The sequence below is a fragment of the Streptomyces sp. CB02959 genome, assembly GCF_002803155.1.
Lineage (GTDB): Bacteria > Actinomycetota > Actinomycetes > Streptomycetales > Streptomycetaceae > Streptomyces.
Genome location: NZ_NNBP01000006.1, coordinates 24,862 through 39,544 on the forward strand (window position 1 = coordinate 24,862; position 14,683 = coordinate 39,544).

The 14,683-nt window shown below is 72.9% G+C and carries 13 protein-coding genes; 7 read left to right on the forward strand and 6 right to left on the reverse strand.

Features of this window, described 5'->3' with window-relative positions; all coding sequences use genetic code 11:
* Nucleotides 1–44: 44 nt before the first annotated feature.
* On the reverse strand, nt 45–920 hold the full coding sequence (locus tag CG747_RS11660) for an ABC transporter permease (protein ID WP_100601626.1): 876 nt from the start codon (nt 918–920) through the stop codon (nt 45–47).
* Complete coding sequence (locus tag CG747_RS11665; protein ID WP_100601627.1) at nt 910–1,725, reverse strand: ABC transporter ATP-binding protein; 816 nt, start codon at nt 1,723–1,725, stop codon at nt 910–912. The genes CG747_RS11660 and CG747_RS11665 overlap by 11 nt, the downstream gene beginning before the upstream one ends.
* Nucleotides 1,726–1,967: 242 nt before the next feature.
* Between CG747_RS11665 and CG747_RS11670 the strand changes: the two genes are divergently transcribed.
* Together CG747_RS11670 and CG747_RS11675 are read left to right on the forward strand one after the other, a co-directional pair.
* Nucleotides 1,968–3,665 (forward strand): sensor histidine kinase, encoded by a 1,698-nt coding sequence (locus CG747_RS11670; RefSeq protein WP_257980344.1) that lies wholly within the window; start codon nt 1,968–1,970, stop codon nt 3,663–3,665.
* On the forward strand, nt 3,662–4,354 hold the full coding sequence (locus CG747_RS11675; RefSeq protein ID WP_100601628.1) for a response regulator: 693 nt from the start codon (nt 3,662–3,664) through the stop codon (nt 4,352–4,354). Before CG747_RS11670 ends, CG747_RS11675 begins: the two co-directional genes overlap by 4 nt.
* 51 nt (nt 4,355–4,405) lie before the next feature.
* On the opposite strand, the gene CG747_RS11680 is transcribed toward CG747_RS11675, so the two are convergent.
* Nucleotides 4,406–5,317, reverse strand: a complete 912-nt coding sequence (locus CG747_RS11680; protein WP_100601629.1) for a LysR family transcriptional regulator — start codon at nt 5,315–5,317, stop codon at nt 4,406–4,408.
* A 159-nt stretch (nt 5,318–5,476) separates the two neighbouring features.
* Here CG747_RS11680 and CG747_RS11685 point away from each other — a divergent pair, with 159 nt between their 5' ends.
* From CG747_RS11685 to CG747_RS11700, 4 genes are all read left to right on the forward strand, one after another.
* Nucleotides 5,477–6,268 (forward strand): alpha/beta fold hydrolase, encoded by a 792-nt coding sequence (locus CG747_RS11685; RefSeq protein ID WP_100601630.1) that lies wholly within the window; start codon nt 5,477–5,479, stop codon nt 6,266–6,268.
* Nucleotides 6,269–6,302: 34 nt separating this feature from the next.
* On the forward strand, nt 6,303–7,172 hold the full coding sequence (locus tag CG747_RS11690; protein ID WP_100601631.1) for an alpha/beta fold hydrolase: 870 nt from the start codon (nt 6,303–6,305) through the stop codon (nt 7,170–7,172).
* 150 nt (nt 7,173–7,322) lie between these two features.
* Nucleotides 7,323–8,714, forward strand: a complete 1,392-nt coding sequence (locus tag CG747_RS11695) for a pyridoxal-dependent decarboxylase (RefSeq protein WP_100601632.1) — start codon at nt 7,323–7,325, stop codon at nt 8,712–8,714.
* An 86-nt stretch (nt 8,715–8,800) separates the two neighbouring features.
* Nucleotides 8,801–9,403, forward strand: coding sequence for a GNAT family N-acetyltransferase (locus CG747_RS11700; RefSeq protein WP_257980345.1), 603 nt, complete (start codon nt 8,801–8,803; stop codon nt 9,401–9,403).
* A 73-nt stretch (nt 9,404–9,476) separates the two neighbouring features.
* Here the strand turns inward: CG747_RS11700 and CG747_RS11705 are convergent, their stop codons facing one another.
* Together CG747_RS11705 and CG747_RS11710 are read right to left on the reverse strand one after the other, a co-directional pair.
* Nucleotides 9,477–11,090, reverse strand: a complete 1,614-nt coding sequence (locus CG747_RS11705) for an adenosine deaminase (protein WP_100601633.1) — start codon at nt 11,088–11,090, stop codon at nt 9,477–9,479.
* Nucleotides 11,091–11,211: 121 nt separating this feature from the next.
* Entirely contained in the window at nt 11,212–11,823 is a 612-nt protein-coding gene (locus CG747_RS11710) for an ABATE domain-containing protein (protein ID WP_100601634.1), read from the reverse strand.
* A gap of 126 nt (nt 11,824–11,949) precedes the next feature.
* Between CG747_RS11710 and CG747_RS11715 the strand changes: the two genes are divergently transcribed.
* Nucleotides 11,950–12,873, forward strand: a complete 924-nt coding sequence (locus CG747_RS11715; protein ID WP_100601635.1) for an alpha/beta fold hydrolase — start codon at nt 11,950–11,952, stop codon at nt 12,871–12,873.
* A 93-nt stretch (nt 12,874–12,966) separates the two neighbouring features.
* Here CG747_RS11715 and CG747_RS11720 read toward each other — a convergent pair whose 3' ends face one another.
* Nucleotides 12,967–14,421, reverse strand: coding sequence for a glyceraldehyde-3-phosphate dehydrogenase (locus CG747_RS11720; protein ID WP_100601636.1), 1,455 nt, complete (start codon nt 14,419–14,421; stop codon nt 12,967–12,969).
* Nucleotides 14,422–14,683: the final 262 nt, after the last annotated feature.

A 14,683-nucleotide genomic window follows, 5' to 3' on the forward strand; every position in this document is an offset into this window, starting at 1 on the left:
TGTGAGGTGAGGCGGTGCGGGTGTGGTGGGGGGCGGCGGCAAGGTCAGCGGTCGGCGCCGCTGTCGGCCGGCTTCCAGCGGAAGAGCCGCCGTTCGAGGAAGGCCAGCAGTCCTTCGGCGAGCAGGGCGACGACGGCGAGGATCACCATGGCGGCGTAGACACCGGCGGCGTTGAAGGTGCCCTGGGAGGCCGAGACCAGCAGGCCCAGGCCCTTGGTCGCGCCGATGTACTCGCCGACGATGGCGCCGATCAGGGCGAAGCCGAAGCTGACGTGCAGGCTGGTGAAGATCCAGGACGTGGCGGAGGGGATGACGACCTGGAGGGTGACCTGGCGGTTGCTGGCGCCCAGGATCCGGGAGTTGGCCACCAGGTTGCGGTCGACCTCGCGGGCGCCCTGGAAGGCGTTGAAGAACACCGGGAAGAAGACCAGGACGACGGCGGAGGCGACCTTGGAGGCCGGTCCGAGGCCGAACCAGATGAGGAAGATCGGGGCCAGCACGATCCGCGGCAGCGCGTTGAGGACCTTGATGTACGGGCCGAGCACATCGGCCAGGAAGCGGATCCGGCCGAGCGCGATGCCCAGCACGACACCGCCGATGACGCCGATGACCCAGCCGAGCAGCGCCTCGTAGAGCGTGTACCAGACCTGCTCCCACAGGGTGCCCTGCGGGGTGCCGTCGACCGCCCACTGGGAGATCTGGTCCCAGATCTTCGAGGGCATGGAGAAGTTGAAGGGGTCGATGACGGCGGCGCGGGCCAGCCACTCCCACAGGGCGAGCAGGCCGACCAGGAGCGCGGCCCGGGTCCCGTAGACGAGGAGCTTGTGGTTGCGGGCGGCGCGGGCACGGGCCTGGCTGCGCTCCCCCGCGGGGCCGGCCTTCGCGGTGGCGGCCGGTGCGGTGACGGTCTCAGGCGACATGGGCGGCACCCCTTTCGCGGGTGATCCGGACCTCTTCGCCGAGCGAGGACCAGATCTCCCGGTAGATCTCGATGAACTGCGGCTCCAGCCGCACCGACTCGACCCGGCGGGGCCGCGGCAGGTCGATGGTGAAGACCTCCTTGACGGTGGCGGGGCCGGCGGTCATCACCACGACCTTGTCGGCCAGCGCGATGGACTCCTCCAGGTCGTGGGTGACGAAGACGACGGAAGCGCCGGTGCCGGACCACAGGTCGAGGAGCTCGTCGGACATCAGGGCCCGGGTCTGCACGTCGAGCGCGGAGAACGGCTCGTCCATCAGCAGGATCTCGGGGTCGTTGACGAAGGTCGCGGCGAGCGCGACGCGCTTGCGCTGACCGCCGGAGAGCTGGTGCGGGTAGCGGTCCTCGAAGGCGGCGAGGCCGACCCGGGCGAGCCATTCGCGGGCCCGCTCCCTGGCCTCGGACTTGGCGACGCCGCGGAAGCGCGGGCCGGCCATGACGTTGGAGAGCACGGTGCGCCAGGGGAAGACGGCGTCCTGCTGGAAGACGAAGCCGACCTTGTCGCCGATGCCGCGGACCGGCTCGCCGGCCACCAGCACCTCGCCCTCGGTGGGCTCTTCCAGGCCGCTGACCAGGGTCAGGGTGGTGGACTTACCGCATCCGGTGGGCCCGACCACGGCGACGAACTCGCCGCGGCCGACGGTCAGGTCCAGGTCCCGGACGGCGGTGTGCAGTCCGCCCGAGGGGGTGCGGAAGGTTTTGCTCGCCCCCCGTAGCTCGATGGCGGGGCTCGTGTGGCTGTTCATGGATCGGGAGGCTAGGAGCGAGCCGGGCCACCGCGGCAGCCTTGTGGGCGCAAGCCGTCTTTCTGCGCGCAAACCCTGTTGTGCCCATTTTGCTCACGCTGGAACAACAAAAGTTCGACGGGGTCTGGGCAGCCGGGCCTCGGGGACTTACGTTGCGTAAACACGAGATCAACAGGCAGCATCACTAACAGGAAGTGTCGGTTCCGCATCGCGCGCAGGGCCGCCGAGACAAGGGGGACCGTATGCGGATCCACTGGCCCCGTCGCGTCTTCGCGCAGGTCCTCACCGCACAGCTGGCCATCACCACCGGTGTGATGGTGCTGGCCACCGGCCTGTTCCTGGCCCCGCTCAGCCACGCCCTGGACGACCAGGCGATGCGCCGGGCCCTGGCCATCGCCGAGACCACCGCCGCCGACCCGGACCTGGCCCGCAACGTGGAGGCCACCGCGCCGGCCCCGCGCGGCCCGGTGCAGACCACCGCGGAGCGCATCCGGCGGGCGACGGGGGCGCTGTACATCGTCGTGATGGACACCCGCGGGGTCCGCTGGTCGCACACCAACGTCGCCGAGATCGGCCACCACGTCTCCACCGACCCCAGCCGGACCCTGGCCGGCCAGGAGGTCCGCCAGATCGACACCGGCACCCTGGGCCGGTCGGCCCGCGCGAAGGTGCCGCTGCGCGACGACGGCGGCGACATCGTCGGCGCCGTCTCGGTCGGCATCGCCTACGACAGCGTGCACGGGCTGCTGCTGAGCGCCATCCCGGGGCTGCTGCGGTACGCGGGCGCGGCGCTGGCGGCCGGGGTGCTGGCCGCGGTGGTGGTCGCCCGGAGCCTGCGCCGCCGTACGCACGGCGTCGCCACCGCGGACATCTCGGCGCTGCTGGACGAGCGGGAGGCGATGCTGCACGGCATCCGGGAGGGGGTGGTGGCCTTCGACCGGCGGGGCCGGATCCGGCTGGTCAACGACGAGGCAGGGCGGCTGCTGGGCCTCGACGCCGGTGCCGCGGGCCGGGACCTCGACGAGGTGCTGCCGCCGGGCCGCACCACCGACGTGCTGGCCGGCCGGGTGGCCGGCGGCGACCTGCTGGCGATCAGCGGCGGCCGGGTGCTGGTGGCCAATCGCGTCCCGACCCGGGACGGCGGCGCGGTCGTCACCCTGCGGGACCGCACCGAACTGGAGCTGCTGGGCCGGGAGCTGGACAGCACCCAGGGCCTGCTGGACGCGCTGCGCGCCCAGGACCACGAGCACGCCAACCAGCTGCACACGGTGCGCGGGCTGCTCGAACTGGGCCGGTACGACATGGCGGTGGAGTTCGTCGCCGAAGTGGCCAGCGCCCACCGGGCGTCCGCGGAGCAGATCGCCGAGCGGGTGCACGACCCGCTGCTGTCCGCGCTGCTGGTCGGCAAGGCGGCGATCGCCGCCGAGCGCGGCGTCTCCCTGCGGGTGTCGCCCGCCACGCTGCTGCCGGACGCGGTGGTGGACCCGCGCGACCTGGTCACCGTCCTGGGCAACCTCATCGACAACGCGCTGGACGCCACCGCCGAGCGCCGCGGCGTCGAACCGTTCGTCGAGGTGGAGCTGCGCGCCGAGGGCACCACCGCGGTCGTCCGGGTCAGCGACACCGGGCCCGGTGTGGCGCCCGAGATGCGCGAGCGGATCTTCGCCGAGGGCTGGTCCACCAAGCGCGCCACCGTCGCGTCCCGGGGCCGGGGCATCGGCCTGGCACTGGTGCGCCGGCTGTCCGAGCGGTACGGCGGGATGGCCCGGGTCACCGCCCGTGCGGGCGGCGGCGCGGTCTTCACCGTCGTCCTGCCCGAAGCACTGGCACCCGAGGGGCTGGCGCACGCCCTCCCCCTGTCCGCCCTCCACCCCCGGCAGACGGCGCTCCGCGCCGGCCCTCCCCCTCGTCAGCTCACGGCCACAGGAGAGTCACCGTGATCGATGTCCTTGTCGTGGACGACGACTTCCGCGTCGCGGAGATCAACGCCGCGTACGTCTCCCAGGTGCCCGGCTTCCGGGTCGTCGGCCGTGCCCACACCGCGGCCCACGCGCTGGCCACGTTGGAGCGCCACCACGTCGATCTGGTGCTGCTCGACCACTACCTGCCGGACGAGACGGGCCTGACCCTGGTGCGGCGGCTGCGCCAGATGGGCCACCACTCCGACGTGATCATGGTGACCGCGGCCCGGGACGTGACGACGGTGCAGGCGGCGATGCGGTACGGCGCCCTGCAGTACCTGGTCAAGCCGTTCGGCTTCTCCGGGCTGCGGGCGAAGCTGGAGGGCTACGCCGCGCTCCGCCGCACCGTCGAGGGCGTCGGCGGTCGGGGCGAGGCCGGTCAGGAGCAGGTGGACCGGATCTTCGCGGCGCTCCGCACCCCGGACACCCCGCACTCCGAACTCCCCAAGGGCCACTCGGCGGCGACCGTCGACCTGATCCGCCGCATCCTGGACGAGGCCGGGCTGCCGCTCTCCGCCCACGAGGTCGCCGAGCGCGCCGGGGTCAGCCGCTCCACCGCCCAGCGCTACCTCAAGCACCTGGAACGCACCGGCCACATCAGCCTCACCCTGAAGTACGGCGACACCGGGCGTCCGGAACACCGGTACGCCTGGGCGCGGGCGAGTTAGGCCCCTGTCGGTGGCGCACGGCCCGGGCGGGCCCGCGGCCGCCGGACGCCGTCACCGGCCCTCCCCGGCCGCACCGTCGCCGTCGGCGGCCGCATAGGCGGCTTCGATCAGGGCGCGCAGACCGGCCCGCGGCGGGCCGGACCGCACCGCGAGGTAGGCCCGCATGGTGGGCGTCGGCTCGCACAGCGGGCGGAACACCACACCGGGGACCGGGAGCTGGTCGGCGTGCGGGGCGTAGAAGACCGTCCAGGACGGTCTGCCGTGGCCGATGGCGGCGAGGGTGTCCTGGGCGTTGGTGAACTCCGGTCCCGGGAGCGGCTCGTAGCCGGCCTCCCGGCAGGAGCGCATGACCAGGTCGTGGAGTGCGGCGTTGCGGGAGGGCGGGGAGATTCGCAGCGGCAGCTCGGCGAGCCGGGCCAGCTCGACGGTCTCCCGCGCGGCGAGTTCGTGGCGCGCGGGCAGCGCCGCCATCAGCGTGTCCTGCCACAGCGGGAGGAACTCCAGGTCGGGGTCGGTCCGTTCGCCGCGCAGCAGGGTGGCGTCCAGATCGCCGGTGCGCACCTTCGCGAGGCGTTCCTCGGTGCTGCCGGTGACGAGTTCCAGTTGGGCCTGGTCGTCGAGCCGGGCGAACGCGGCGAGCAGGGCGTCCAGCCGGGCGCCCAGTCCGGAGCTGGTGCCGAGCCGCACCGTCGCGGCCTGCTCGGCGCGCAGTTCGTCGATGGCCTCCCGGGCGCGTGCCTGGAGGGCGAGCATCTCCCTGGCGTAGGGCAGGAGCCGGTCGCCGGCCTCGGTGAGGCGGACGACGCGGGTCGAGCGGGCGAAGAGCTCCGTGCCCAGTTCGCGTTCGAGCCGGCGCAGCTGCTGGCTGACCGCGGACTGCACGATGTGCAGGCGCTCGGCGGCCCGGCCGAAGTGCAATTCCTCCGCCACGGTGAGGAAGTAGCGCAGCTGTCGGATCTCCATGGCCCGTGGTCCCCCCTGTTCGCCGTGACCGGCAATTGATCACCGTTCGCGATCAGTGTAGGCGCGGATCGCTCATTGGTCGGCGGGCGTGATCGCGCTTGGCTTGGCACATCACGAACCGCGGGCCCGCCGGGACCCACGAGGCGAGGGGAGACCGCCATGCCCAACCTGGACGTCAACGACACCACCCTCTACTACGAGGACGAGGGCAGCGGCCCCGCGCTGCTGTTCCTGCACGGCTGGGGCACCAGCGCCCGGACCTGGGGTGCGCAGCTGCCCGACTTCACCCGGGACCACCGGGTGGTCACGGTCGACTGGCGGGGCTGCGGGCGGTCGGCCCGCCCCGTCCGCGGCAACACCACCGCCGGCGTCGTCAACGACCTGGTGGCCCTGATCGGCGCGCTGCGACTGGACCGCCCGGTGGTCGTCGGCTCGTCGGTCGGCGCGACCTTCGCCACCGAACTGGGCGTCCGCCGACCCGAGTTGATCAGCGGCGTGATCGCCGTGGACGGACCGGCGTACTGGCCGTCCACCGGAATGCCGATGGCGGAGCTGAGGGAGGGTCTCCGCCTGGACCGGGCCGGCACGCTCGCCGGCTGGGTGCCCGGCTGGTACGCACCCGGCACCTCGCCCGCCCTCGTCGACTGGACGATCCGGCAGATCCTCGACTCCGGCGTCCACATCGACCAGCACTTCACCGCCGCCACCACCTACGACCCGCGGCCGATCCTGCCCGCGCTCCAGGTGCCGATCCACTACATCCACGGCGAACTCGACACCTCCATCCCCCTTCACGTGGCCGGGACCTGCGCCGCCCTCACCCCCGGCGCCGAACTCGACGTCGTCCCCGGCGCCGGCCACATGCCGCACCAGGAACGCCCCGACCGGTTCAACACCCTCCTGCGCGCCGCACTCGCCCGGACGGCGGCCGCCGCCCGCGCCACCGCCTGAACATCCGCACCACCCACCCATGAAGGAGACCGCCATGCCCCTCACACGCGTACCCCTCGGCAGCGGCGCGGCCGACGTCGCGTACGACCGCACCGGGACCGGCCCGGGACTGGTGCTGGTACACGGCACCGGCGCCACCCGCGAGCAGTGGCTCCCGCTGACCGAAGCCGTCGCCGACCGCTTCACGGTGGTCGCGCCGGACTACTCGGGCTCCGGCGGTACCACCGACCACGGCGGCCCGCTCACCCTGGCGGACCTCGCCGACGAGGTACTGGCCGCCGCCGACCACGCCGGGCTGGACCGCTTCCACCTGGTCGGCCACTCGCTCGGCGCCGCGATCGCCACCCACCTCGCCGCGCATCACCCCGAACGGGTCCGCTCGCTGGTCCTGCACGCCGGATGGGCGCACACGGACAGCCGGCTGCGAGCCCAATTCACCTACTGGCTCGACCTGTTGCACGCCGACGCCGCACACGGCACCGCGCACTTCGCCCGGATGCTGCCGCTGGCGGCGTTCGGCCCCCGCTACTGGGAGCGCACCAGCACCGCGGCCAACGAGGAACTGGTGCGGGGGCTGGCCGCGGCCCTGGCGCCCGGCATCGCCCGGCAGGTCGAGGTGGACCTGTCGGTGGACCTGCGTCCGCTGCTCGGCCGGGTCACGGCACCGACGCTGGTACTGGCCGGCGCCCACGACCAGATCATCGGCGCCGATCAGCAGCGGGCGCTGCTGGCCGGGATCCCCGACAGCCGCTATCAGGAGATCGACGCCGGGCACGGGGCGCCGGGCGAGGATCCGGCCGGATTCGCGGCCCTGATCGCCGGGTTCCTGGACGAGCGCCGCGCCGCGGAGGAGGTCCCTGCGGCGGGCGCCCCGGCCGAGCCGGCGGTCGCGGCGCGGGCGTAGGACCCCGTGCCGCGGTGCGGGGCGCCCGCGCCCGGTCCGCTCCCCGCCCCCGATTCCAGTCCACTTTCCCCGCATTGGCCCAGGAGGCGGGGCCCGCCCCCGGCTAGCGTCGTCCGCGAACCGGTCCCGAACCGACGAACGGAGAGCACCGTGCACCCCCCTCTCGCCGCCGACCTCGCCACTCTGCCCGACCTGTTGGAGACCACCCGGCAGCAGGCCGCGGCCCTCCTCGACGGGCTCGCCGAGGCGCCGGTCGTACCCGCCCGGCCGACCCCGGAGCCGCAGCCGCTGCCCGAGCGCGGCACCGGACTGCGGGACGCCCTGGCGGACTTCGGGGAGCGCTGGCAACCCGGGCTTTCGGCGAGCGCCGGCCCGCGCTACCTCGGCTTCGTCACCGGCGGTGTGACCCCGGCGGCCCTCACGGGCGACTGGCTGACCGCCATCGCGGACCAGAACTCCATGTCGTCCCTGGACGCCACCGGAGCGCATCTGGAACGGGAGACGGTGGGCTGGCTGCGCACGCTCTTCGGACTGTCCGGCGCCCACGAGGGCACGCTGGTCAGCGGCGCCACCATGTCCAACACGGTCGGCCTGGCGATCGCCCGCGAATGGCTCGGGGAGCGGCGCGGCGTCTCCCCTGCCGAGGACGGGGTGGCCGCCCTCGGCCCGGTGCGGGTGCTCTCCGGCGCCCCGCACTCCAGTGTGGCCAAGGGGTTGTCGATGCTCGGCCTCGGTCGGTCCGCGCTGGTCACCGTCCCCACCCTCCCGGGCCGGGAGGCGGTGGACCCGGCAGCGCTGGAACGCGCTCTCCAGGAGGCCGACGGCCCCTGCGTCCTCGTCGCCAACGCCGGCACCGTCAACACCGCCGACTTCGACGACCTGCCCGCCCTCGCCGCGCTCCGCGACCGCTACGGCTGCTGGCTGCACATCGACGCCGCGTTCGGCGCCTTCGCCGCGCTCTCCCCGCACCACGCCCACCTGGCCGACGGCCTCGACCTGGCCGACTCGCTCTGCATCGATCTGCACAAGTGGCTGAACGTCCCGTACGACAGCGCGGTCCAGTTCACCCGGCGCCGCGACCTCCAGGCCCGGGTCTTCCAGAACGCCGCCGCCTACCTGGGTCCGCTGGGCGACACCCCCGACCTGGTGCACCTCACCCCGGAGAACTCCCGCCGGCTGCGCGCCCTCCCCGCCTGGTTCACGCTGCGCGCCTACGGGCGGGAGGGCCACCGCGACATCGTGGAACGCTGCGCGGACGGCGCCCGCACCCTGGGCGAGGCGGTCGCCTCCCTGGACGGCCTGCGGCTGCTCGCCCCGGTCCGCCTGAACGTCGTCTGCTTCACCCTCGCCGACTCCCCCACCGCCGCACGCCTCGCCACGCTGGCCGACGCCGTGGCCCACGAGGTCTTCCTGACCCCCACCGTGTACGCCGGACTGCCCGCCCTCCGCGCCGCGTTCAGCAACTGGCGGACCACCGCCGAGGACGTCCGGCGGATCGTCGCGGCCCTGGAGACCGCGGTCCGCAAGCTGCCCGCGCCGTGACGGAAACCCAGGGCGGGCGGCGGGCGCCGCTCGGTGCGGTCCGCCACCTCGGCACCATCCAGCGGGCACGCCTTAGGCTGCCGCCCATGCGACCCCTCATGATCAGCGACCCCGACAACGCCCCCGAGCCCGTCGTCCTGGACGCCCGCGCGGTGCTGGCCGACCCCGAACTCGCCGCCGGGCTCGCCGAGTCGGCGCACCGGATACTCGCCGATCTGGTCGCCGCGGGCGCGCCGCTCGGCTGGGTGGACCCGCCCGGTCGGGAAGAGGTGGCCGAGCTGGTCGAGCGCGTACTGGCCGCGGCCACGTCCGGCGAAGGGGCACTGCGGGCCGCCTACGCCGGGCGGACCCTGATCGGCCTGGGCTACTGGCTGCGCTACAGCCGCCCGACCCACCGCCCGCACGCCGATCTGGAGAAGCTCGCGGTGGCCGGTACCGCCCACGGCCGCGGCACCGGCCGGGCGTTGACCGCCGCGCTGGTCGACGACGCCCGGCAGGCCGGCGTCGAGGTGCTCACCCTGGACGCCCGTGCCGACAACGCGCACGCCCTGCGCCTGTACCGGTCGTTGGGGTTCCGGGAGTACGGACGGCTGCCCTCCTTCGTCGCGGTCGGCGAGCGCCGCTGGGACAAGGTCTTCTACCTGCTCGACTTCCGCGCGGAGCCGACCGGCCCGGAGGCGTCCCGCTGAGCGGACGGCACGGAGCCCCGGCGCCCCGTCGTACACGGTGCGCCGGGCCCCGGGGCCCGGGGCCGGAAGGCGGTCAGCGGCGGGCGGTGACGTTCCGCTCGAAGGAGGCGAAGGCCGCCTCCTGCCGCCACTCGACGGCCGCCTTGGGGCTGGACGCGAGCAGGTGCCGGCAGGCGAGGCCGGGGGTTCCGCTGCCCGGGAGCTGTCCGCGGCAGGCGGCGACCGGATGGTAGCCGGACGCTGTCGGATTGCCCTGCCACAGGCTGCGGCCGGAGAGGAAGGAGTACTGGAGGGAGGCGCGGGCCAGGTCCTTCAGCTCGCCGTAGCCGAGGTGGTACGTGGTGGCGGCGTACTGGTACTCGTGGCTGATGTCGATGCGGGAGATGCCCGGGTCGTCGGTGGCCAGCACGATCGGCACCCCGTACGCACGGTAGGTCGAGAAGGGGTGCTCGGCACCCTTCACGCCGAGGATCTGGGCGTTGCTGGTGAACGGGACCTCGACGGCCACCTGGCGGGCGGCCATGGTCCGCGCCAACGACCGCCAGTCGTCCTCGTGGACGAGGTCCACGCCGTGCCCGATGCGTTCGGCGTGGCCGACGTCGACGGCCTCGTTGATGTGGAACTTCAGGTCCGCCGGCTTGGCCAGGCCCGGCCACAGCTCACCGGCGTGCAGGGTGATGTGGGCGCGCGGGTAGGTGCGGTGCAGGTAGTCGAGCATCCGCATCTGGAGGCTGTAGTCGCGCAGGGCGGTGGCGCCGTCCTCGGGCTGGACCAGGTTGACGGCGGTGAACCGCGGGTCCCGCTCGGCCAGCCGCAGTCCGACCTCCATCTGCGTGAAGACCCGCTCGGGGGTGCTGCCGCGGGAGACCTGGGAGTTCCACCGCACCGTCAGCCGGCAGCCGGGCGCGGCGTGGGACGTGCCGCAGCGGGAGGTCTTGCGGAACTCGGTGTCCGCGTCGTCCGCTTCCTTGCGGGCGGTGGCGACCAGGCGGTCCAGCTTGCCGTCGGCGACCAGCGCGCGGTGCATGCGGTCGAAGTCGCCGTTCCAACCGAGCGCGTCGGCAACCTTCTTGGCTTCCTCGGAGGCGGGGGTGACCAGCGTCTCCAGGTAGAACTGGTTCTGCCCGACGATGTCGTCGGCGACCCGTGACAGCAGCTTGCCGCGGTGGCGCCAGGTCACCTCGCCGAACTTGCCGAAGGTGTCGAAGAAGTGGTCGTGCCCCGACTCGCCCGCCGGGAAGTCCTCCATGGACCAGGCGCGCACCAGGGCGTCGTGGAAGGCCCGGTCGGTCCGGGCGTCCGCCGCCGGTCGCTTGCCCGGTCCGCACGGCGGCGGAACCGCCGTCATCGTCTTCTCCTCGATGCACAGCCCGTCCTCGGCGGCGAGGGTGATCAGGTACTCGGTCGGTACCGCGCCGGAGAGGTGGTTGTGGAGGTCGCCGCCCTTCGGCAGCTTCCGGAAGAAGCCTTGCAGTCGCGCCGGATCCTGGCGGACGGAGTCCAGGTAGGCGGCGGTGCGCGCCTCGGCCGAGGTCAGCGGCCGGTCGGCGGGCGACGGAGGAAGAGGGGCGTTGGGCGACTGGGCGGCCGCGGGCAGTGCGGATATCAACGGCAGGATACTGAGGGCGGCCAGACCGGTCCGGAGAACCCGGCGACGGCGGGTGGCACGACGATGATCACGATTCACGTTCGCATCGTCACTGTCTGACAAGGTTCTGGCCAGGCACTTTTCGGCAATTCCGGCGGACGGCTGCGCCCGGCGCCGCACGAGGGTGCCGCCGAGGTCCGCCGCCGGACCGCGGCGACGCTCAGCCGGTGCCGGTCCGGGCCGCCTTGAGATTGGCCTTCTTCACCTTGTTCCCGCAGGTCGCCATGGAGCACCAGCGGCGCCGCCGACCGCGGCTGGTGTCCACGAACAGCCCGTCGCAGGTGGACTGTTCACAGCGTTTGACGACGCCGTCGCCGCTGCCGAGGGTGGCGACGGCGTCCACGGCGACGACCGCGAGCGCGGCGCGCGCCGGGTCGGTCTCCGGCAGCCGCCACCGCGCCCGCCCGCCGGTGAGCACGAGCCGGGCCCGGTGCCGTGCGGTCCAACGATTGAGCAGGGCCTCGTCCGCCGGGTCGGGCGCCTCGTCGGCGGCGACCGCCGTACCGGCCCGGTGGACGGCCTCGCGCAGCACCCGGGCGTCGCGCAGCAGGGCCTCGGACACCGGCAGGTCGGGGCCGCCGAGTCCGTTGAGGGTGAGCCAGGCGCGGAGGTGTTCCGGGGTGGGGATCCGTTCCACCGGGTTGCCGCGCCGCTCGCTGAGGGTGGCGACGAAGCGGAACGCGAGGATCTCGTTGCCGAGCCGGAAGTCCTCCGGGCCGGGCGGCGCGTCGGCCCGGGACGAGGGGCCTCGGAGAGCAGGTGAACCGGTCATGGTGGTTCATGCTACGCGCCCGGACGGCCCGGCGGCCAGCGCTTGACACTTTCCACAGGAACCGTTTTAAGTGGTTCATGCGAACCGATTTAAACGGTTCGCACGGAGAGCGTGGGAAGGACAGGCATGAGCGCGACGACCCTCCGGCCACTGGCCGGTTTCGGCACCGTCACCGGCGTCCCCTGGCTGCCGGACGGCTTCACGGACGTCTTCGAGAGCAGCCTCGTCCAGGTCGGCAGGGTCGGACTGCACACCGTGCAGGGCGGCACCGGAGCACCCCTCCTGCTCGTCGGCGGCTGGCCGCAGAACTGGTACGTGTGGCGCTTCGTGATGCCGCGCCTGGCGGAACGCTTCCGCGTGATCGCGGTCGACCCGCGCGGCGTGGGACGCTCCGACAAACCCCACGGCGGCTACGACAGCGGCACCGTGGCCGCCGAACTCCGTTTGCTGATGCGGCAGTTGGGCCACGAACGGTTCGCCATGGCCGGCCACGACGTCGGCATGTGGCTCGGTTACGCCCTCGCCGCGGACCACGGCGACGCCGTCACCCGCCTCGCCCTGCTCGACGCCACCCTCCCCGGCCTCGCGCCCGACCTCCCCCTCTTCGGCTCCGAGGCGCAGAACGACCTGCTGTGGCACTTCGCCTTCAACCGCAAGCGGTCGATCAACGAACTGCTCGTCCGCGGCCGCGAACACCTCTACTACGGCGACCAGTTCCGCCTCAAGGCCGCGCGTCCACTGCCGGAGTCCGCCGTCGACTTCTACGTCGAAACGCTCGCCCGCGACCCCGAGGCGCTGCGCGCCAGCTTCGACTACTACCGGGCCACCGACGAGAACATCGCCCAGAACGGCCGGCGCGGGCGGCGTCCGCTCCCCATGCCGGTCCTCGGCGTCGCCGGCGCCCGCGGGCAGGGCGACCGCCTCGCCGCCCTCCTCGGCCCCGTCGCCGAACGGTTCACCGGCGCCGTGCTGCCCGACTGCGGGCACTACGTTCCCGAGGAGTGCCCCGACGCCCTCCTCGACCACCTCCTGCCGTTCCTCGGCCACTGAACGGCGAAGGGGCGGCAACCGGTCCGGATCGGATCGGTTGCCGCCCCTCGGGCGCTCGGTCTGCCGGGCCGCGGCCCGGGCAGACTGCCGGGATCAGGCCACCGGCGCCGGGTAGGTCGGGTACTCCACCCCGGAGACGTACTGGACGACCCGGATGACCTGGCAGGAGTAGCCGAACTCGTTGTCGTACCAGAGGTAGAGGATCGCGTTGTCGCCCTCGACCTTGGTGGCGCCGGCGTCGACGATCGACGCGTGGCGGGAGCCGATGAAGTCGTTGGAGACCGCGTCGGGGGCGCTGGTGAAGTCGATCTGGCGCTTGAGCGGCGAGGTCAGCGACACGTCGCGGAGGTAGTCGAGGACCTCCTCGCGGGTGGTCTCGCGCGCCAGCTGGAGGTTGAGGATGGCGATCGAGACGTCCGGCACCGGGACGCGGATCGAGCTGCCGGTGATCTTCGCCTTGAGGTCGGGCAGCGCCTTGGCGACGGCGGACGCGGCACCGGTCTCGGTGATGACCATGTTGAGCGGCGCCGAGCGGCCACGGCGGTCCGACTTGTGGTAGTTGTCCAGCAGGTTCTGGTCGTTGGTGAACGAGTGGACGGTCTCCACGTGGCCGCGCAGGACGCCGTACTCGTCCTCCATCGCCTTCAGCGGCGGGACGATCGCGTTGGTGGTGCAGGAGGCGCAGGACAGGATCTGCTCGTCGGGCTTGATCATGTCGTGGTTGACGCCGTGCACGATGTTGGGCACGTCGCCCTTGCCCGGGGCGGTCAGGACGACCTTGTCGACGCCGGGGCGCAGGTGCTTCGAGAGGCCCTCGCGGTCGCGCCACTTGCCGGTGTTGTCGACCAGGATGGCGTTCTTGATGCCGTACGCCGTGTAGTCGACCTCGCTCGGGTCGTTGGCGTAGATCACCTTGATCGCGTTGCCGTTGGCGATGATCGTGCTGTTCGCCTCGTCGACGGTGATTGTGCCCTGGAACTGGCCGTGGATGGAGTCCCGGCGCAGCAGCGAGGCCCGCTTGACGAGGTCCTCGTCGGCCCGACCGCCACCGCCACGGACGACGATGGCACGCAGGCGCAGGCCGTTCCCGGAGCCGGCCTTCTCGATCAGGAGGCGGGCCACGAGGCGGCCGATGCGGCCGAAGCCGTAGAGGACGACGTCGCGCCCCTCGCGGCACTCGATCTTGTTGGCGCCGGTGGCGCCGGCGACGGCCTCGGCGGTGAAGTCCGCCACCGACAGGCCGCGGTCGTCGGACCGGTAGGTCGCGGCCAGCATGCCGAGGTCGATCTGGGAGGGGCCGAGGTCGAGGGCGGTGAGCGCCTGGAGGAACGGCAGCGTCTCGGTGACCGAGAGCTCCTCACCTGCGATCTGCCGGGCGAATCGGTGCGTCTTGAGGATGCTGACCACCGACTTGTTCACCAAGGAGCGGCTGTGGAGGAGGACGGTGACGTCCCGCTCCCGGTGCAGCTTCCCGATGATCGGGATCATCGACTCCGCGATCTCCTCGCGGTTCTTCCAGTTGGTGAACGAGTCGTCGTTGACAGTCACAGGCTTATCTCTCGATCGAGCTAGGCGGTGCTCATATGCTAACCCGACCCCGCTTTTACGGTTCGGGGGGTGCCCTCCGAGGGACCCGGGCCACACCCGCCCACACCCCAACTGGCCAGGCGATACACGGGAGTTCACGCCCCTTCGGGCCGTCCGTCCGGCCGTCGGCCGGGCAGCGGGGACCGGTACGGGGTCGCTGAGCGCCACCGCTCGAACGCGCCGCGCACTCGGGGCGAACCCGTCGCGTCCGCTCCCTTGACAG

What these genes read in the sequence shown, in the direction of transcription:
- CG747_RS11700 (WP_257980345.1), top strand. Translation starts at nt 8,801, where the DNA reads ATGCGACCCCTCATGATCAGCGACCCCGACAACGCCCCCGAGCCCGTC.
- CG747_RS11685 (WP_100601630.1), top strand. Translation starts at nt 5,477, where the DNA reads ATGCCCAACCTGGACGTCAACGACACCACCCTCTACTACGAGGACGAG.
- CG747_RS11710 (WP_100601634.1), bottom strand. Translation starts at nt 11,823, where the DNA reads ATGACCGGTTCACCTGCTCTCCGAGGCCCCTCGTCCCGGGCCGACGCG.
- CG747_RS11660 (WP_100601626.1), bottom strand. Translation starts at nt 920, where the DNA reads ATGTCGCCTGAGACCGTCACCGCACCGGCCGCCACCGCGAAGGCCGGC.
- CG747_RS11690 (WP_100601631.1), top strand. Translation starts at nt 6,303, where the DNA reads ATGCCCCTCACACGCGTACCCCTCGGCAGCGGCGCGGCCGACGTCGCG.
- CG747_RS11715 (WP_100601635.1), top strand. Translation starts at nt 11,950, where the DNA reads ATGAGCGCGACGACCCTCCGGCCACTGGCCGGTTTCGGCACCGTCACC.
- CG747_RS11670 (WP_257980344.1), top strand. Translation starts at nt 1,968, where the DNA reads ATGCGGATCCACTGGCCCCGTCGCGTCTTCGCGCAGGTCCTCACCGCA.
- CG747_RS11680 (WP_100601629.1), bottom strand. Translation starts at nt 5,317, where the DNA reads ATGGAGATCCGACAGCTGCGCTACTTCCTCACCGTGGCGGAGGAATTG.
- CG747_RS11665 (WP_100601627.1), bottom strand. Translation starts at nt 1,725, where the DNA reads ATGAACAGCCACACGAGCCCCGCCATCGAGCTACGGGGGGCGAGCAAA.